Source organism: Lactiplantibacillus daoliensis, from assembly GCF_005405005.1.
GTDB lineage: Bacteria > Bacillota > Bacilli > Lactobacillales > Lactobacillaceae > Lactiplantibacillus > Lactiplantibacillus daoliensis.
Map to the genome: position 1 here is coordinate 391,190 of NZ_BJDH01000002.1, position 19,120 is coordinate 410,309.

The window sequence follows — 19,120 nt, forward strand, 5'->3', positions numbered from 1 at the left end:
CTCCATTTCTCGTAACCGGTTACATTTATCGCAATTAAATTTAGTTGATTCATGAAATGTCCGGGGATTTTTCTTGTAAACGCCCCCGCTTGTGCCTAATTTAGTGTATCATTTAGACAAAATCAATTGAAAGGACGTTCATCCATGGAAACACTTTATCGCAGTACCCGTGAAACTGCAAGTCACACCATGACCAGTTCACAAGCGGTCTTACAAGGCCTAACTCCCGACGGTGGTTTATTTGTCCCCGTTGATTTACCGACCACCCATTTCAACTTCGACCAACTCGCAACGATGTCCTATCAGGAAGTTGCATACGAGGTGCTGAAACTTTTCTTCACCGACTACACCGAAGCGGAATTAAAAGCCTGCATTCAAGCGGCTTACGGCGATCAATTCGACGATCCTGCCATCGCCCCAGTAACGAAACACGGCAAACAATACTATCTTGAACTTTTTCACGGCCCAACGATTGCCTTCAAAGACTTGGCCTTACAAATTTTGCCACAGTTGATGACCACGGCCGCCAAAAAAAATCAGCTTGCACGTGAAGTCGTGATTCTGACAGCTACTTCTGGCGATACTGGTAAGGCCGCGATGGCTGGCTTTGCTGACGTGCCCCAGACGCGCATCATCGTGTTCTATCCAAAAAATGGCGTCAGCGCCATTCAAAAACAACAGATGATTACACAAACTGGCGAGAACACCTATGTCGTCGCCATCAACGGTAATTTTGACGAAGCCCAAACGAAGGTCAAAGAGCTCTTAAATGATCCAGACTTGCAGGCAAAATTAGCCGCTAGCCAATTCCAATTTTCGAGTGCCAACTCGATTAATATTGGCCGGCTATTCCCACAAGTCGCCTACTATGTATATGCCTATGCGCAACTCATTAAACAAGGTCAGATTAAGACTGGCGATGAAGTTAACTTTAGTGTGCCAACCGGGAACTTTGGTGACATTTTGGCTGGTTACTATGCTAAGCAGCTGGGCACGCCCATTCATAAATTAATTTGTGCTTCAAACCGCAATAATGTGCTGACGGATTTCTTCAACACCGGCGTTTACAACAAAAACCGCGAATTTTTCCTAACCAGCTCACCTTCAATGGATATTCTCGTTTCTAGCAATTTAGAACGTTTAATCTTCTACCTAACCGGTGAAGATCCAGTCCAAACAGCAAGCTTGATGCACGACTTGACCACAACTGGCGAGTACACTTTAACACCAGCCATGCGCCAAGCCATTAAAGACTTCTGGGCTGGCTTTGTCACTGAGGGTCAAGATCAAGCAGAAATTCATCACTTGTCTGCTCATCATCATTACACGATTGATCCCCATACGGCGGTCGCTTCTGCCGTTGCCAAGCAATATCGTACCGCCACTAAGGATCAGCGGCCCATGGTAGTTGTTTCAACTGCTAGTCCCTACAAATTTCCACAAGCTGTTTTATCAGCAATCAATGGGACACCTGCCGATGTGGATGGGTTAGCCGCAGTTGACCAATTACATGCCTTGATCAAGACGCCTATTCCCGCGACAGTTGAGAAACTTCGGGATGCCCCAGTACGACATTCTCAAACAACTGAGACAGCCAACATGGGCGCAGTGATTCAACAAATTTTGGCTTTAGATTAAGCTTTAGAAAGGAAACTTGTCATGATTACGACGATTGCGCTCGACTTAGATAATACTTTGCTAACTTCCGAAAAGACGATTTCACTGCGTACCGAGAAAGTGCTCAAGCAATTACATGATAACGGCATCCGCGTAGTACTCTGTACCGGTCGCCCCATAAAGGCGATTCAACCGTTGCTTAAACAGCTAAACTTACTGACACCCGATGATTATTCGATTACTTTCAACGGGGGCTTAGTTCAACAAAACGCCACTGGTGATATTCTCGCCAGAACGAGTCTCAGTAAAGCTGACATCAAGCCCTTGCATGCTTATGCCAAACAGCAAGGGATTCCGTTAGATGTGATTGATTTGACCCAAGTCTTCTCATTGGTTGATTTAGGTAAATCAGAATATGAGGCCTTTTTGAAAGGGCTCATGCCATTCACCGATTTATCGTTCGCTGATTTACCCGCGGACGATAAATTCGGCAAAGTCGTCAGTGCTTCAACTAAAGCCGTCGACAATCGTGAACAGTTGCCCGCTGAAATCACCAACAAGTTTCATGCCGTGCCATCACGCCGTAATTTGTTGGAATTCTTACCGCAACACACCGACAAAGCCAGTGGCTTAAAGCAGCTACTCGCCCACTTCGATGATGATTACAGCAATCTCATGGCATTTGGCGATGAAGAAAATGACCTTGGCATGTTGAAAGCTGCTAAAGTTGGTGTCGCCATGGACAATGCCATTCCAGCCGTCAAAGCCATTGCGACCGACCATACGCTGAACAACGATGACGACGGCGTGGCCGTTTTCCTAGAAAAATATTTCAGCTTAGTTTAGCGTTTACTAACAATCAAAAAATGCCGACGGTTATCAACTGTGATAGCTGTCAGCATTTTTTTGTTTACATTAAATCTGACTTAAATAATCGGCATAGTCGTGCCAGCGCTGATAGTTGGCTTCAAAGCGGTAATTGCGGGTAACGTCATGGCCGGATTATTAATCTTAGCTAATAGCAGTTGACAGCTGGTTTGTGCCAACTCAGTCAGAGGCTGGGCAACACTACCAATGCGAACTGCTAAATTATCCGAATCATACAGCCCATCGAAGCCCATTAAAGCAACCTGCGTTGGTACTTTGATTTTAAGTGCAATCAAACAGGTATAAACTTTCAGCGCAATTCGATCCGTGGCACAGAATAAAAATAATTGATCCAGCGGTAGCCCCTGCAAATCGTGTTGCAGCTTTTTGGCCGGCGCATCCTTGATAAAGTTTGCGCTAATAACTGGCAAGCCCGCGTAACCCAAGGCGTTTTTATACATCGACTCACGGTGACCAACACCTATCTGGTCACTTCCCACATAACCAAAATGTTTAAAGTTAGCCGGTGATAAACTTTGGACCATGGCATCAATTCCCGCAGCATCATCAGTCCGAACCACAGGCGTCGCTGGATCACCGAAGCTGCCCGTGACGATTACATAAGGTTTAGACTGTGCTTGCAAGAAAGCTAACAAATGACTATTGGTTGGAATATAGTCCACAATAATAATGCCGTCGAAATAGTTCGCTAACATGAATTTAATTTGTTGAGACGCTTCATCAAAATCCTGATTAGAATTACTAATAAATGTCTCATAACCAGCTAGTCTCAACTGAACTTGGATCTGCTGAATCAATTTTGCTAACAACGGATCATTAATATCACGAATCACAATCCCAATGACCTGACTTGCCTTGTCGTGCTTCGTCAACGACGCAAATAAATTCTGCTGGTAACCTAATTGCTGTGCCACGGCCTGCACTTTTTCTTGAGTCGCCGCACCAATTTTAATTGATTGGTTACCTTCATTTTTAAGATTTAAAACTCGTGAAGCTGTGGTTACGGAAACCCCGGCTGCTTTAGCCACTTCCGTTAAAGTTACACGTTGCATCTCCATCACATCCTAGTAGTCATTATAGCCTACTGAACTAATTTTGACTGCTCATTTGTGGGCAAAAACCGCGCGCATCTCTTCCAAACTACGATTTTTAGTTTCGGGTAATGTCCGCCAGACAAAAATCAGAGAAACAACGCACATTAAACCAAAGAACCCAAAAGTCACGCCAATCCCAAGTTTAGCTAACAAGGTCGGAAAGATTTCAGAAATAGCCCAGTTGGCAACCCACATACAAACCGTACAAATTGACATTCCTTTGCCACGATAATCATTTGGAAAAATTTCACCCAAAAGAATCCAGACAACTGGTCCCATTGAAATATTGAATAGGAACAAAAATAACGTGATGAGAAATGGCGTAAACATCCCCAGATCGATTTTATTAGCTAAAATAATGCCTACAACCAACTGAACGATGGCCATCCCAGCGTTACCCCATAATAACAAGCTTTTACGTCCTGTTTTGTCGACCAACCACATTGAAACTAAGACCCCAAAGAAGGCCGCAATCCCAATCATACTATTGGTTAAAGTTTGCATATTTCCGGGAGCACCGGCCGCTTTAAAAACCATCGGCGCGTAATAAATAATGACATTAATTCCGACCGCTTGTTGCAGGACAGCCAAAATAATGCCAATTCGAGTCACTTTACGGATATAGGCACTATTCTTGAGGGTTTCGTGCGTCCCACTTGCGTGAATTTGCGCAGCTGTTGCGGCAGTCATGATACGGTCATATTCAGCATGCCCTTCAGTTTCGCCATTCAATAAATAGAGTGTTTTGATTGCTTGCTCACCCTGTTCATGATAAATCAACCAACGAGGACTTTCTGGCAAAGGCAATAGAATTAAGAAATAAATTGCTGCTGGTACGGCAGCCAATCCCAAAATGACACGCCAACCAAGATTAACGCCCCAATCACTAGTATGACCACTCAACACCATCGCGTTAACAAAATAAACGGAAACAATCCCAACCGCATTTGCCAGTTGATAAACCGCTCCTAAACGGCCACGAATATTAGTTGGAGCTGTTTCAGAAATATAAGTCACTGACAGCATTGACGCCATCCCAATCCCGAGTCCACCAAAGATCCGCGCTGCAATCAAAACAGCCACACTTGGCGCCGTACTTTGCAGGATTGCAGAGATTAAAAAGATTAACGCCGAAGCTGAGAGCACGTGCTTACGGCCAAAGTGATCACTGATTACTCCGGCAAAGCCTACACCTAGCGTCCCACCAATCAGAATACTTGAAACAACCAAACCTTCAATTAACGTTGATAAATGAAAGTAACTGGTTAGTGGCCCAATCGCTCCAGAAATAACCGCCGAATCATACCCATATAGAACCCCACCAAACGCTGCTGCAATACTGACAAAGATAATGTAACCCAAAGAACGTTGCACTGGTTTAGAAACTGAAATGTTTTTTGTCATTTTAATTGCCCCCCAAGACAAATGATGATAACGTTACACGTAGAACGTTAATCTCAAATTTCAAAATATATTCTAGCGTGTCAAAACCATTTTTGCAAGCGCTAACATCGAGGCTGAGTAAAATGTCATTACATGAAACACGATTCTTTTCTAATACGCTCCAAATGCTGACAACCGTAGAGGTCATCTTGCCGGAAGCCAAAAATTCAGTTGGTAAAGTACCAACATTAACCGCAACTAGTCCAAAATTTCCGGTTATTTGGTTACTTCACGGTTTGTCTGACGATGAGAGCGCTTGGCTACGTTATTCAAATATTGAACGGTACGCCTCTGATTACGGTTACGCCATCGTGATGCCGCGCGTTGATCGGAGTTTTTATACCGATATGACCTATGGCCCTAACTATTGGACCTATCTCACTACCGAACTCTATCAACGGATGCAATTTTTCTACCCAATCGCCACGGAACCAGCAAATAATATTGTGGCCGGCTTGTCAATGGGTGGCTATGGTGCACTCAAGTACGGTCTCAACTTTCCAGAACGCTTCCGGGCCATCGGTGCCTTTTCACCTGTCATTAACATTGCCGAGTTTCAACATAATACCACGGTAGATATGCAAGACTGGTCCTTAGTCTTCGGCGGTCGGCCGTTAAAGGATACCAGTCTAGATATTGACTGGCTCATGAGTGCTAAAAATCCGCAACAAGCCGCTGTTAAAAAGTTAGCAGTTTACACGGCAGCCGGCGATGTCGATTTTATGCGTACTGAAAATGAGGCTTATCGCCAGCGCTTTGCTGCCACATTTGCCCATTATCAGTGGCATTTAGGCACTGGTGGTCACGAATGGCGCTTATGGGATGCCGAAATGCAACACTTTTTAGCATGGTTAGCAACTTTGTAAAAATCAAAGCCTAGTCAAAACATACTAAGATTAGCTCCGTAAGATCTTTCAATCTTGCGGAGTTTTTTTGAGTTACAGTGAAGATGAAGCTAAAATCGAACATACTCTTTTAGATTTCGAATCCGTAATATAACATGATTTCCGTCATTTTCATTTATAATTCAGTTTTAAGTATGTTGGTCTTCGAGACCGTGTTTGGGAAATTAGATTCAAGAAAATGAAAATTACGTTTAGCTGTATTTAGGAAGTTATATTTTGAATCAAGTAGCTGTTATTCGGTATTGATGTTTCGATGGGAAAAAGTCACTGTGCCGTTTTTCATGCCGGACAGTGTATCCATGTTTTTGTGTTTTCTCATGCACAAACGGGATTTCATATATGACATGATACTGCCTGCTCGTTCACTAGTCCTGTAATTTATTTTGAGTCAACTGGTATCTACTCCCGACCTGTCAAAGCCTTTTGTGAGAATAAGCGCCAGCTTACGTGGAATTGAACCCACTGAGCCTACACTTTCAAGTTAGCACCTTGAGACAATCAAAAACAGATCATACTGATGCCAAAAAAATTGCTTAATTTGGTATCCAATACCGCAATCACATTCTCATCAATTTACTGTAACTTATCAACGAATTCGTGAGTTAACCCGTTTTATTTATAGAAAAATATCAAGTATCAACGACTACAATTTCATCTTCGCTAGAACGTATTGATTGACATATTTCTAAACTGTTGGTTCCTGATTTTTTTACTATTATTAGACCAGTGACTGTTAAATTGACTTTCTTTGTCTTATCAGTTAACAACTCGTAATCTGATCGCTGTTTCAATTTAAATTTCATCGATGTCCCTCAAAAAAAGCGCGCGAATTTGCTCACGCACTCATTACTACCGTCTAATGATTAATACCACTGATGCCCCCCCGAACATCTAATTCTAAATTTGATGTACTGGTTTCTTAACTATACGCACCGAATAAAAATGAGAGTCCGCCCAAAGTAAGAATTGCACCAAATGTGAATCCACTCCAAAGAGCCAAAGCAGCGAAGATTGAAGTATCGGCATTAACATTTGCCTTTAACTGCTTGAGATATAGACGTGCAGCATATATTTCGTATACACCTACAGCCGTTATGCCTAATCCAATAACGATTTGTAAAAATAATTTTGTCATAGAATCTCCCCCTCCTTTTTTTCATGATTATGACTAAACCGTTTTAAAAATATAACAACTTAGCATCAAAAACTCAGCAATATTTAGTCACTTTGTATTCAGGAGTATCAAAATGTTAACTAACTAAAATAAAAATTAGTTGCAGGAATTGTCATCTCCGCGTATACATAAGTCAAAAAAGGTAGTATTGAGAAATCACATAATTTCTCAATACTACCTTTTTACTGTGATCCGAGAGCTTTTTCCCAGACTCATTTTTATTATTTAACGCAAACAAATCTAAATCATTATAATTCGTAAGTTGTGTCATCAAACCCAGTTCGATTATCTGCAACGGTTGTCGAATCACCTAACAAGGGTTGCTGACTACCGTATAAGTAATTTTATCACTTAAAGTTATCATTTAACCTTCTCGAATAAAATTCAAATACCAAGTAATCGCACAAATACCTTGGGCTGAGCGAATCTTGCCAGCCTTTAATAGCTCAATCACTTGTGACAATGGCACCAACTGGGTATTCACATATTCATCATGATCAAAATGACGGTCACCGTGTTCACTCGGATCAATGTGCGTCAAGATCAAGCTCACGGATTCATTGGTGAAACCTTCCGAAGAACTAATCGTCGTCATAACTTGACTATCATGCGCAATATAGCCGGTCTCTTCTTGTAATTCGCGCTTGGCAGCCGTCAGCGGTTCCTCTCCAGCGTTAATCAAACCAGCTGGTAAGCCAATCGTTTCGGAATTACGGCCAACCCGATACTCTGTCCCTAATACCACTTGATCATCCGCAGTAATCGCCAAGATGGTGACGGCGTTGCCGTGATCAATCAAATCGCGTTCGACTTCTAATCCATCTGGTGTTTTGATTGTTTCTTTGACCAAATTAAAAATTGGACCACTATAAACTTGATCTTTACTTAAAACCGTCCCTTTACGACCGGCTTTATCTAAGGCATCTGCCATGTGCTAACGTCTCCTCAATTCGTTTTTTCACCCGGCAACATTTTACGAATACCACCTTCTGGATGTGGGTTATCGCCATGGTAACGCGGAATCAAATGGACATGACAATGCATCACCGTCTGTCCTGCGGCTGCGCCGACATTAATCCCAATATTATAACCATCAGGCTGATAACGGGCATCCAAATACTGTTTGGCCGTTTCAATCAGATCAGCCATCGCAACTCGGTCAATTGCCGGAACATCAAAATACGTCGCATAATGCTGCTTGGGAATAATTAATAAATGTCCCCGACTAACGGGGTGGTTATCGAAAAACGCCGCGGCTCGATCGTTTTCAAGCACGTACGGCAAGGGCTGACAAAATACACAGTTTGTCATCTCACTCACCTACTTTTCTAACCAACCACCATCAATTGGCGTCACCGTACCATGAATATAGTCTGCATGTCGACTCGCCAAAAACAGCGTTAAATCCGCAACTTCATTAGGCTTAGCCCAACGTTGTGCCGGCGTCTCACTAGCAACCCACTTAGCCATCTTACCGTCACCAGCAAAATCAGCCGCATTCATGGGGGTGTCAATGGCGCCCGGCGCAATACAGTTGGCCCGAATTCCTTTGGCTGCGTAGTCTAAATCAAGTTGTTTCGTATAGCCAATGATCGCATGTTTCGCAGCCGTATAAGCTGCGCCGCCACCACCAGCGACCAAACCAGCAATTGAAGCCATATTGACAAAGACTCCTTGCTTGGCCGCTAACATTCCTGGTAAAACGGTATTCGTGACAATAAACTGGCTCGTTAAATCAGTGGCTAAAATCGACTGCCACTGATCCAAACACGTTTCTAACGTTGGCCGATACCCGTCGAGTTTTCCAGCCGTATTGCAGACAATTAGTGGTTGTCCTAATTCCGCAACGCCTGCTTGAATCGCTCCCACCAAGGCAGCCTCGTCACAAACATCCGCCACTTGATAATTCAGCGATTCAGTCGACATCAGTTCCACCGGTTGTGGTTGCCGATCAATCGCAATGACCTTAGCACCTTGTGATAAAAATTCTCGGACTTGCGCCAAGCCAATTCCGGACGCCGCGCCGGTGATTAGAACAGTTTGACCTTGATATTCACTAAATTGCATTAGTCAACAAGTTGCCAATCTTCAGCTAAAATATCGCAATCCGTTGGTGACCACAAGCTGAACGCTTCGTCAGCCGTCTTAATTAGAAAATAAGGATTTAGGACATCCCCTTGATACGTCGTAGTTGGTTGTAAAACCACATACAATTCGGTTCCTTCCCAGCCAGTCCGAACGGCTTTTTGACCTTTTTTCAATGCGGGTAAAATTGCTTCAAATGTCATATTGTTTCCTCCATTTAGGTTGTTTATTACTTGATTACCACTTTGATTAAACTTTTTCCTGCCTGTTAGTTAGAACTCAAACGACATGTTTCCATTAGTAAATAACTTCATAATTGCTCGTTAGCTTAACGCCGGGCGAGTCAGAATTGACTCAACCAGAGTGGCAAGACAACTCATCGCCAAGCAGGTTAATACTCAAATCGTAGCATAATCCCAGCGATAAAAACAGCGGTCAAATTTGTACCAACAAATTCGTAGTTTTGCTGGTATGGACCAATTAATCATGCTACAATGAAAGCGAATACAACTACGACTAATTGGAGGAATTATTTTATGAGTAAACTCGGCGTATCCGTCTATCCTGAACGGTCAACCTTTGAAAAAGACGCTGCTTATTTAGACCTAGCAGCGAAGTATGGTTATCAACGTGTCTTCACGTCATTGTTGGAAATCAAGGGTGACAAAGATGAAGTTGTCGCTAACTTTAAAAAAGTCATTACGTATGCCAATAAACTCGGTTTACAAGTGATGGTCGATGTGAACCCCGGTTTGTTCAAACAACTCGGCGTTTCCTACGACGACCTCTCATTTTTCCATGAACTCGGTGCTTGGGGTGTCCGCTTAGACCTTGGTTTCACTGGCCAAGAAGAAGCTCGGATGACCCACAACGAATATGGGATCAAGATCGAAGTCAATATGTCTAAAGGGACGCACTATGTCGACACAATTATGGACTACTTCCCCGAAAAGGATAACCTGTTGGGATCACACAACTTCTATCCTCAAGAATACACCGGCTTAGGTTACAACTACTTTGTAGAAACCTCCAAGCAATATCGGCAATATGGCATCAATACCGCGGCGTTCGTTTCATCAAATGACGCCACTTATGGTCCTTGGCCAATGCAAGATGGTCTCTGTACCTTGGAAGACCATCGCGGGTTACCAATTGCGACTCAAGTCCAACATTTGAAATTGACTGGTTTAATTGATGATGTCTTAATCGGAAATGCCTATGCAAGCGAAGCTGAATTGAAGGCTGCCAGTGAAGTCTTCTTCAGTCCACTACCATTGTTACACGTTGAAACCCCAGCTGATTTATCAGAAGCTGAAACTGCCGCGCTCTTCAATCAATCACAAACTTATCGTGGCGATTGTTCCGACTATGTCATCCGTTCCTCACAAACACGGGTCATTTACAAGGACGAAGACTTCCCTGCCCATCATACTGATGATGTCCATGTTGGTGACGTCCTAATTGATAATGACGACTATGGTCAATACAAAGGTGAAACCCAAATCGCTTTACGTGACTTCAAGAACACCGGTCGGATCAACGTGGTTGGTCACATTCCAGCCGCAGAATTACCGATTATGAACTTACTAGTTCCTTGGATGGACTTCAAGTTTTTACCTGCTAAATAAGGAGGATAACTGATGACAGCAAACTTACGGTTAACGACTGATGAGGACCGCGAAGCCTTTTATCAGTTATATCAATACGCGTTTAATCGGCAAGATACCCCTGAACGCCGAGCCTTTTTCATGGATCGCTATCAACACGGCCGGATCTATGGACTCCACGACCACGACAAATTGGTCAGTGGACTGTACAGCCTGCCATTTGAAATTAACTTTCATGGTGTTAAATATGGTATGCATGGGATTGGCGACGTGATGAGTGCACCAGAGTATTCAGGTCGCGGCGGGGCGGGTAAACTATTGACCACCGCGCTCACAGAAATGGCGGCTAAGCACGTTGAACTCTCGTACCTTGCCCCATTTTCATATGCTTATTATCGAAAATTTGGCTACGAGCAGACTTTCAATCACACAGTCCAAACGATAGCGGCCAAAGACCTGCCAAGGCTCAAGCCAACTGATTTTAGTGGCACAATTACACGTTATGGCAATGATGGCTTAGCCTTAATTAACGATTTTTATGCCGCCCAACCAGTCAATCAACGTGGCGGCCTGATTCGCCCTGACTGGTGGACCCACTATCTTAGTCTGAAACATGATTGGTCCGTTGCCATCTATCGAAATGCAGCCGCCAAAATCGAAGGCTATCTTATTTACGAACGGCAAGCTACTAATTTTGCCATTCAAGAATGGACGACCAGTACGCCGGTTGCGTTTGAACGTCTCGCTAACTTTGTCACTAAGCATGGAACGAGCTTCGAAACGTTTAGTTATGAAGGTCCCAGTGATGAACACGGGTTGGACCTGCTGGCAGATCCATACCCACTCACCGTCAAAACGGTGCCATACATGATGGCTCGTATCGTTTTGCTGCATGACTTCATCAAAAAGTATCCTTTTACCGGAACTGACCTAGCCCCCGTTCGGCTAGCGATTACCGATGAGACCTTACTCCAAAATCAAGGCATCTGGGAATTACAACTTGCTGGTGGAAAAGTGACGTTGAACCGAGTAACTACCGATTTAACGAAACGTTCAGATTTACAACTTTCAATTCAGCAACTCACAAAAGCCTTATTCGGTGCTCGTTCACTTGCGAGTGCATGGCAACATGGTCAAATTAAAGGTAAGTTAGCTGCTGCCCGACAATTGGACGCCGTCTTAGTACACGAAAAGCCAGCACTGATTGATTACTTCTAAGCTTAATTTCAAATAGCACTTCACTAAACTGAACTGGTTTAGCGAAGTGCTATTTTGGTTTGCCCATGATGAACCATTTTTAGCGCTAACTATTTGTTCCCGGTAGTGTACAATAAAACCTATCAACAGAAAAACCAAAGGTTGAAAGACTCAAAAGCATCACAAATGTCACAATACCAGTAACCATTACGTCTAAAGTAGACTTGCTCAAATTCAACGCTCCGTCAGTCAAAATCGGTGTGCTGTGGGGAGCGGCACCAGCCAAAGGTCGGTCTGGCACCTCAATTCAAAGCCGATAAAACACGTCTATGAATTGCCCCGCGAGATTAGTCAGCTCAGAACGCCGACTAATCTTGCCGCCACTGCACACCGATTTCGACTGACTCCGCTAAACGTAAATAACGGCTTTAGTCAAGAAAGAATCACTGATTAGCTGGAGGTTGTTGCTGATAGTATCGCACGTGCCGGCCTTACACCATGGACGGTCCGGGAAATTTGCGGTTTTGGCAAAGTTTCCGGACCAGGCTCAAGATGTTCTTAAGGCTTGAACCGGTCCCTCGTACGCATGTTATCGGCAACAACCGGAAGCGGCAGTAATCGACTAGTTTTCATTACCTGATTGTTGACGTAATCATGCAGACCGGCAATTTTTAACTTTCAACCTTTAGCAGAAAAACTAAACTTCTCCATTGGAGGCAACAATGCTGACCTACCCGGAGCAATATCTCATTCCTTTTTCAGACGATCCGACCGTTAATTACTTCCTGACTGCTTTCTTCTTTGCGCCTATTCTTATTGGTGCGGCTTTTTTAATCAAGTCTAGCTTGACTGACCGGCTAGCGCACATTCATCGTCAAGGGATAGGTGAGATTAAAACCGTCTTTTCAAACCGAACCAAGCTGTTGAACTGCTACTGTCAGACGATCCACATCTCATTTCAGGTGCTATCCTTGCTAGGATTATTCCTTAACAGTCCCATTGAGCCAATCGTTTGGCCACTGATTTTTTGGACTTTATCCCTCGTCATCATCATCCGCGATGTTTCTCATTTCAATGACTGGGTGACCGCTAAGCGCCATTATCAGGCGCTCACTTTCCTGCCACCCGACTATCAAGTTCTGTTGCAACACTATCAAAATCTAATCGGTATCGAATTTGGCGCAACTATCTTACTTAAGCTCCCGATACTAAGCTATTTACTTGGCGTTTATACCACCTACCCAAATATCCAACATTTATTCCACGGCTAGCTAAAGATTGAACGACTCAAAGGCATCACAAATGTCACAGTACCAGTAAGCGTTACGTCTAAAGCAGACTCACCATAGTCAGCGCTCCGTCAGTCAAACTTGGTGTGCCCTAGGGAGGCGGTGCCAGCCAAAGTACGGCCTGACTCCGCTAAACAATAAATAACTGATTTATCTCTTAATAAACACTGATTAGCTGGAGGTTGTTGCTGATAGCATCGGACGTGCAGGTGGCGTTTGACCGGCGTGTTTTGCCGGCCTTACACCACGGACCGTCCGGGAGATTTGCGGTTTTAGCAAAGCTTCCGGGCGAGGTGCAAGACGTTCCTAAGGCTTGAACCGGTCCCTCGTGCGCATGTTATCAGTAACAACCGAAAGCGGCAATAATCGACTTTAAAAATCTTAAGCTAGCTGATCAAAAAGACGTTCCAACTGGCAAAATACCAGTTGGAACGTCTAATTAAAACGATGCGATAAGTAGCCTATTAACTTAAGCCAATGATAAAGCTGGTAAGATTATTAGTTAATATCCGCACCATTAGTTTTGATGACTTTTTGATACCAGTAGAATGAATCCTTCTTCGAGCGATTCAAGGTCCCGTTACCGTCATCGTCTTTATCAACATAAATAAAACCATAACGTTTGGACATCTGACCAGTCCCAGCAGAAACTAAGTCAATGCAACCCCAAGGCGTGTAACCAATCAAATCAACACCGTCTTCATTGACGGCTTTGATCATTTGATCGATATGAGCCCGCAAATAATCAATCCGATAAGGATCATGAATTGACCCGTCAGCTTCAACTTTATCGCGTGCGCCTAACCCATTTTCAACGATCATCATTGGCTTGTTATAACGGTCTTGCAACCAGTTCAAGGAATAACGTAAGCCTTCGGGATCAATTGGCCAATCCCATTCGCTCGTCTTCAAATATGGGTTATCGACGGCTTCGGTGCCGACAAAGTGGTAACTTGGATTATCTTTTTGCGCTTCGACTGTGTTGGAATTGTAATAACTGAAGCCGATGTAGTCAACCGTTCCTTCAGATAAAACTTCGCGGTCTTCCGCGGTAATATCAGGTCGGAAACCAGTTTGTTTGAAGTAGGCTTCCATATTCCGTGGATAGTAACCCCATGACTGGACATCTGCAAACCAATAACGCCGTTGCATGGCCTTTTCAGCTTGCATAATATCCGCTGGCTTGGCCGTCAATGGATAAATTGGTGTCATGTTGATCATGTTCCCAATCTTAAAATCAGGATTGATCTTATGACCAATTTTAACAGCCAAAGCACTCGCAACAACTTCATAATGCGCAGCTTGATACATCAAGGCTTCGGCGTTAGGATCATCTGGCTTCAAAACTAAACCAGAGTCCGTTGCCATCAAGAATTGATTCGTATAGGTCGTTTGGTTGTTAATTTCGTTGAAGGTCATCCAATACTTAACTTTGTTCTTGTAACGTTTGAAAACTGTTTCGGCGTAATGTACGAAGAAATCGATGACTTTCCGATTCCGCCAACCACCGTATTTTTCAACTAAGTGATATGGCATTTCAAAATGAGCAAGCGTAATCACAGGTTCAATGCCGTACTTCAGGCAAGTATCAAACATGTCATCATAGAACTTTAACCCTGCTTCGTTGGGTTCAGCTTCATCACCATTTGGGAAAATCCGTGTCCAGGCAATCGAAGTCCGGAAACATTTAAAGCCCATTTCGGCAAATAACTTAATATCTTCCTCATAATGGCCGTAGAAATCAATCCCAGCGTGGTTCGGATAATTTTTACCCGCAATCACACCATCGGTAATTTCACGCGGCACACCGTTAGCACCGGCCGTCATGACATCCGCCATGCTGACGCCTTTGCCACCCGCTTGCCAACCGCCTTCTAATTGATGGGCAGCTACCGCGCCGCCCCATAGAAAGTCTGAACGTAACCCACTTTTAGTCGTTGTCATCAATAATCGTCCCTTCTATAACTTTTCGCCGTCGCTTGCAATGACATCTTTGTACCAGTTGAAGGAATCCTTCTTCGACCGATCAAAGCTGCCTTCACCGTTATCATCCGCATCAACATAAATGAAACCATATCGTTTGGCCATTTCACCCGTGCTGGCAGAAACCAAGTCAATGCAGCCCCATGGGGTATAACCGATCAAGTTGACCCCATCTAATGCCACGGCCTCTTCCATTGCCTTAATGTGGTCACGGAAGTAACTAATCCGGTAATCATCGTGAACACTGCCATCAGCTTGTTTCTTGTCGTAAGCACCGAAACCATTTTCTACGATAAATTGTGGTAAATGCCAACGATCTTCCATCCAATTCATGGCATAGCGTAACCCAGTCGGGTCAATTTGCCAGCCCCAGTCAGATTTCTCAACGTATGGATTTTCCACAAAATCGTCGGGTTCTTTAAAGTCATATTCAGGATCATCACCTTGGTCTTTGGTAACAAAGGACATGTAATAACTGAAACCAACGTAATCAACGGTACCGGCCTTCAAAGTTGCCAAGTCAGCCGCGGTAATATCCATGTCAAAACCTTTACGATCAAAGTACTTAGGTAACCAAGCCGGATATTCGCCACGGCAATGAACATCACCGAACCAATAACGTTTCTGCATGGCACGTTCAGCCATCATGATATCTTGTGGCTTAGCGGTCAATGGATAGATTGGGCACATGGCAATCATGCAACCAATTTGGAAATCAGGATTGATTTCATGACCAGCTTGAACGGCCAAAGCACTAGCAACTAATTCATAATGCGCCGCTTGATACATGGCTTGTTCCCAGTTATCATCTTTGCCTAGTTCCAACCCAGAGTTTTGTAACAATGGATGTGGATCTGACCAGGCAGTTTGGTTATTGATTTCGTTAAAGGTCATCCAGTACTTAACCTTATTTTTGTAACGCTTGAAAACTGTTTTGGCAAAATGAACAAAGAAATCAATCATCTTACGATTTGAGAAACCACCATATTTTTTAACTAAATGATAAGGAATTTCAAAATGAGATAAGGTGATCACTGGTTGGATACCATGTGCTAATAAATCGTCAAACATGTCATCATAGAACTTCAAACCAGCTTCATTTGGTTCAGCTTCATCACCATTTGGAAAAATTCGTGTCCAGGCAATTGACGTCCGAAAACACTTAAAGCCCATTTCTTCAAATAATTTAATGTCTTCTGGGTAACGGTGATAGAAATCATTTCCCCAATGGTTCGGGTAAACTTCACCATCTTTAACACCATCCGTAACCTTACGAGGGACACCATTCCGGCCAGCGGTCATGACATCGGCGATGCTGACCCCTTTGCCGCCGGCTTCCCAGCCACCTTCTAATTGATGCGCTGCGACCGCACCACCCCAAAGAAAATCTTTGGGCATCTTGTATCCTGTTGCCATAGTTGCATCCTCCTAATTTCTCTTTTGTGTTTTTGTTTTTGAAAAATTACTTATATAAATTGAGTTTGAGATAGTGGTTGCTTCCCGCCTGCCGGGTAGGCGCGCTTAGGGCTGGAACGTGGTGGGCACGGTTTCGAGCCATAAACCGGTCTCGAAAGCCGGCCTTTTACTAACTGTCAGCTAAGTAAAGTCTCACCACTGAGCCCTAAGCACGCCCACCCTCTCGGCTAAATTGACATCAATTCTGTTCTGAACAATCTGTCAAAATACAAGCGGCGAGTAATACCTCTTCATTCAGTCGCCAGCTTCTAAACTAGAAACTAGTCCAACAACTTACTAATATAGTTACTTGTTAAGTGCTCAACCTGGTCTGAAGCAAATCAGGATACTGGTTTAACTCATAACTCAGCGTAAAAACTAGTTATTTCACCAAATCACGTTACCTTCAACCAGTCACCTAGCCGAGAGGTTGCGTTCATTTAGGGCTCAGTGGTGAAATTTTACTTAGCAGGCAGCGAATCTTGCTGGCCGGTTAGTAAAAGACCGGCTTGGAAGACCGCACTGTGGCTTCCAAACGTGTCCACCACGTTCCAGCTCCTAAATGAACGCAACCGGCAGGCGTGAATAACACTGCTACACCGCAATACTAATCCTTAATACGAAAGAAGGACCCAACCAACACCATCAAGGTATTCGTCTGGGTCCCCCAAAGACGTGATTATTTATCTTCAGCAGCTAAGCGACGGTATAAATCAACAATTTCACCAGCTAAATCCCGGAAAGTAATGGCATTCATCATGTGGTCTTGTGAATGAACCAATAATAATGAAACATGCGTATGATCACCGTTAGCTTCAGCAGTTAACATTGATGTTTGAGAATTGTGGGCTTCAGTTAAGAAGTTGTCAGCTTCCTTCAACTTAGCATCAGCAGTTTCAAAGTCGTTTTCTTTAGCGGCCTTGATTGCTTCAAAAGCCGAACTCTTCGCATTTCCACCATTAACAATTAATCCCATGATTGTTTCTAAGCTTGCTTCTTTTTCTACTGGTACTTGATTTTCTTCTGCCATTATCCTCATCCTTTTAGCTTATTTCGTGTGCCTACACAATCAAAATGCTGCCGACCGTTTTTAAAATTCATTCGCTGTCTGGCAGCACTCCATCATCTAATTATTTAATTATTTGGCCATTGATGCTTCGGCTTCTTTAAGAACCTTTTCACCGTTCATCATGCCGTAGTCTTGCATATTAATAACTTCAACTGGAATATCAACGCGTTTTTGGAAATCACTTAACATATAACGAACTTGTGGTCCAAGCATTAAAATGTCAGGATTCTTTTCAGCTAATTTAGCATCGGCGTCACTGGCAGCGGTTGCAAAAATTTCTGCATCAATACCGTCTGCTTCAGCAGCCTTTTGCATTTTTGAAACTAAAAGTGAAGTTGACATCCCTGCAGCACATACCAACATAATTGTTTTTTCAGCCATAATAAACACGCTCCTAAATAGTTTTTTAATTTATTGTGATTCTGCGGTTGCTTTACTAAACCGCTTTCATTACAATTAGAATTATAAGTCATGGGTACAAATTTGACAAGTCCTAATACTTAAATAAACGGAATTTATCGAATTTGTACCTACAAATTATTAGCAACAATTAACTTAGATGAGAGAAGTGATTTCTATGTACCGTGATATTGCGACCAAGCTTGTTAATGCGATTCAGGACGGTGAATTTGAAACAAAATTACCCACGGAAGCGCAATTAATGGCGCGCTATCACGTCAGTCGGAATACCATCCGTAAGGCCATTGATTTGGTCTATCAACAAGGCCTTTTGCGACGGGTTCAAGGTAGTGGCTACTTTATCGCCAACATTCAACTCCGCAATAAAACCGTCGTTAATTTATCATCCCGGACCATGCCAAGTAGCGCGCTGCACCCCCGCAACCTGGTTTCAAAAATTGTTACCTTTGATACGATCCGTAGTGACGCGGTTTTAGCAAAACAGATGCAAATTGATGAGAATACCGAGCTTTACCGGGTCATCCGGCTACGTTATTGGCATAATCAGCTTTACTGTTTAGAAAAAGCCTACTATTTACGATCTGTTGTCCCCTACTTGTCACCAGAAGCGGTCAATAATTCTATTTGGGACTTTCTCAACGAGGCGTATGGGATCGGAATTGCCAACAGTGATGATTATCTGTCACTCACGAATCTGACAGAAGAAGAAGCCAATCTACTGCAACTAGACCACGGCGATACCTATATGGCACTTGATTCCTGCAATTATTATAAAAATAATAGCCTACTTGATTTTTCGCATACGGTCTTCGTTTATCCCGACTTGGCGCTCTATTTTCACACCACTAATCTGGCAAATAATTAAATTATCCTCAAAAAAAGGCAATTCGCTAT

At 43.4% G+C, this 19,120-nt stretch carries 18 protein-coding genes; 7 read left to right on the plus strand and 11 right to left on the minus strand.

Features of this window, described 5'->3' with window-relative positions; translation table 11 throughout:
* The first annotated feature begins 144 nt into the window (after positions 1–144).
* Entirely contained in the window at positions 145–1,638 is a 1,494-nt protein-coding gene (gene thrC, locus FFM64_RS04200; RefSeq protein WP_137606744.1) for a threonine synthase, read from the plus strand.
* 21 nt (positions 1,639–1,659) lie between these two features.
* A complete protein-coding gene (locus FFM64_RS04205) occupies positions 1,660–2,463 on the plus strand; it encodes a Cof-type HAD-IIB family hydrolase (protein ID WP_137606745.1) in 804 nt (267 codons plus the stop codon).
* 80 nt (positions 2,464–2,543) lie between these two features.
* Here the strand turns inward: FFM64_RS04205 and FFM64_RS04210 are convergent, their stop codons facing one another.
* Both FFM64_RS04210 and FFM64_RS04215 read right to left on the minus strand, forming a co-directional pair.
* Positions 2,544–3,557: a LacI family DNA-binding transcriptional regulator gene (locus tag FFM64_RS04210; protein WP_171000270.1), complete on the minus strand. Its 1,014-nt coding sequence runs from the start codon at positions 3,555–3,557 to the stop codon at positions 2,544–2,546.
* A gap of 51 nt (positions 3,558–3,608) precedes the next feature.
* Positions 3,609–5,003, minus strand: coding sequence for a sugar porter family MFS transporter (locus tag FFM64_RS04215; RefSeq protein ID WP_137606747.1), 1,395 nt, complete (start codon positions 5,001–5,003; stop codon positions 3,609–3,611).
* A 122-nt stretch (positions 5,004–5,125) separates the two neighbouring features.
* Here FFM64_RS04215 and FFM64_RS04220 point away from each other — a divergent pair, with 122 nt between their 5' ends.
* On the plus strand, positions 5,126–5,908 hold the full coding sequence (locus FFM64_RS04220) for an alpha/beta hydrolase (protein WP_137606748.1): 783 nt from the start codon (positions 5,126–5,128) through the stop codon (positions 5,906–5,908).
* A gap of 958 nt (positions 5,909–6,866) precedes the next feature.
* On the opposite strand, the gene FFM64_RS04225 is transcribed toward FFM64_RS04220, so the two are convergent.
* The 5 genes from FFM64_RS04225 to FFM64_RS04245 form a co-directional block, all read right to left on the minus strand.
* Positions 6,867–7,082, minus strand: coding sequence for a hypothetical protein (locus FFM64_RS04225; RefSeq protein WP_137606749.1), 216 nt, complete (start codon positions 7,080–7,082; stop codon positions 6,867–6,869).
* Between the two features lie 403 nt (positions 7,083–7,485).
* Positions 7,486–8,052, minus strand: coding sequence for an NUDIX hydrolase (locus FFM64_RS04230; protein ID WP_137606750.1), 567 nt, complete (start codon positions 8,050–8,052; stop codon positions 7,486–7,488).
* 14 nt (positions 8,053–8,066) lie between these two features.
* Positions 8,067–8,432 carry an HIT family protein gene (locus FFM64_RS04235; RefSeq protein ID WP_137606751.1) on the minus strand — a complete coding sequence of 122 codons (366 nt, stop codon included), beginning with the start codon at positions 8,430–8,432 and terminating at the stop codon, positions 8,067–8,069.
* Between the two features lie 9 nt (positions 8,433–8,441).
* Entirely contained in the window at positions 8,442–9,188 is a 747-nt protein-coding gene (locus tag FFM64_RS04240; protein WP_137606752.1) for a 3-oxoacyl-ACP reductase, read from the minus strand.
* Positions 9,188–9,409 carry a DUF2829 domain-containing protein gene (locus FFM64_RS04245; protein WP_137606753.1) on the minus strand — a complete coding sequence of 74 codons (222 nt, stop codon included), beginning with the start codon at positions 9,407–9,409 and terminating at the stop codon, positions 9,188–9,190. Before FFM64_RS04245 ends, FFM64_RS04240 begins: the two co-directional genes overlap by 1 nt.
* A 333-nt stretch (positions 9,410–9,742) precedes the next feature.
* Here FFM64_RS04245 and FFM64_RS04250 point away from each other — a divergent pair, with 333 nt between their 5' ends.
* The 3 genes from FFM64_RS04250 to FFM64_RS04260 all read left to right on the plus strand — a co-directional run bounded on the left by FFM64_RS04250 (position 9,743) and on the right by FFM64_RS04260 (position 13,281).
* Positions 9,743–10,834, plus strand: a complete 1,092-nt coding sequence (locus FFM64_RS04250; RefSeq protein ID WP_137606754.1) for a DUF871 domain-containing protein — start codon at positions 9,743–9,745, stop codon at positions 10,832–10,834.
* Positions 10,835–10,846: 12 nt separating this feature from the next.
* Positions 10,847–12,031, plus strand: coding sequence for a GNAT family N-acetyltransferase (locus FFM64_RS04255; protein ID WP_137606755.1), 1,185 nt, complete (start codon positions 10,847–10,849; stop codon positions 12,029–12,031).
* 701 nt (positions 12,032–12,732) lie between these two features.
* Positions 12,733–13,281, plus strand: coding sequence for a hypothetical protein (locus FFM64_RS04260; protein WP_171000271.1), 549 nt, complete (start codon positions 12,733–12,735; stop codon positions 13,279–13,281).
* Positions 13,282–13,797: 516 nt separating this feature from the next.
* Here the strand turns inward: FFM64_RS04260 and FFM64_RS04265 are convergent.
* From FFM64_RS04265 to FFM64_RS04280, 4 genes are all read right to left on the minus strand, one after another.
* A complete protein-coding gene (locus FFM64_RS04265; protein WP_137606757.1) occupies positions 13,798–15,243 on the minus strand; it encodes a 6-phospho-beta-glucosidase in 1,446 nt (481 codons plus the stop codon).
* Between the two features lie 15 nt (positions 15,244–15,258).
* The gene (locus FFM64_RS04270; protein ID WP_137606758.1) at positions 15,259–16,698 is read right to left on the minus strand and encodes a 6-phospho-beta-glucosidase; all 1,440 of its coding nucleotides are present in this window, start codon (positions 16,696–16,698) and stop codon (positions 15,259–15,261) included.
* 718 nt (positions 16,699–17,416) lie between these two features.
* The gene (locus FFM64_RS04275; protein ID WP_137606759.1) at positions 17,417–17,767 is read right to left on the minus strand and encodes a PTS lactose/cellobiose transporter subunit IIA; all 351 of its coding nucleotides are present in this window, start codon (positions 17,765–17,767) and stop codon (positions 17,417–17,419) included.
* 108 nt (positions 17,768–17,875) lie between these two features.
* Complete coding sequence (locus FFM64_RS04280) at positions 17,876–18,187, minus strand: PTS sugar transporter subunit IIB (RefSeq protein ID WP_137606760.1); 312 nt, start codon at positions 18,185–18,187, stop codon at positions 17,876–17,878.
* 196 nt (positions 18,188–18,383) lie between these two features.
* Between FFM64_RS04280 and FFM64_RS04285 the strand changes: the two genes are divergently transcribed.
* Entirely contained in the window at positions 18,384–19,091 is a 708-nt protein-coding gene (locus tag FFM64_RS04285) for a GntR family transcriptional regulator (protein ID WP_137606793.1), read from the plus strand.
* Positions 19,092–19,120 lie beyond the last annotated feature (29 nt).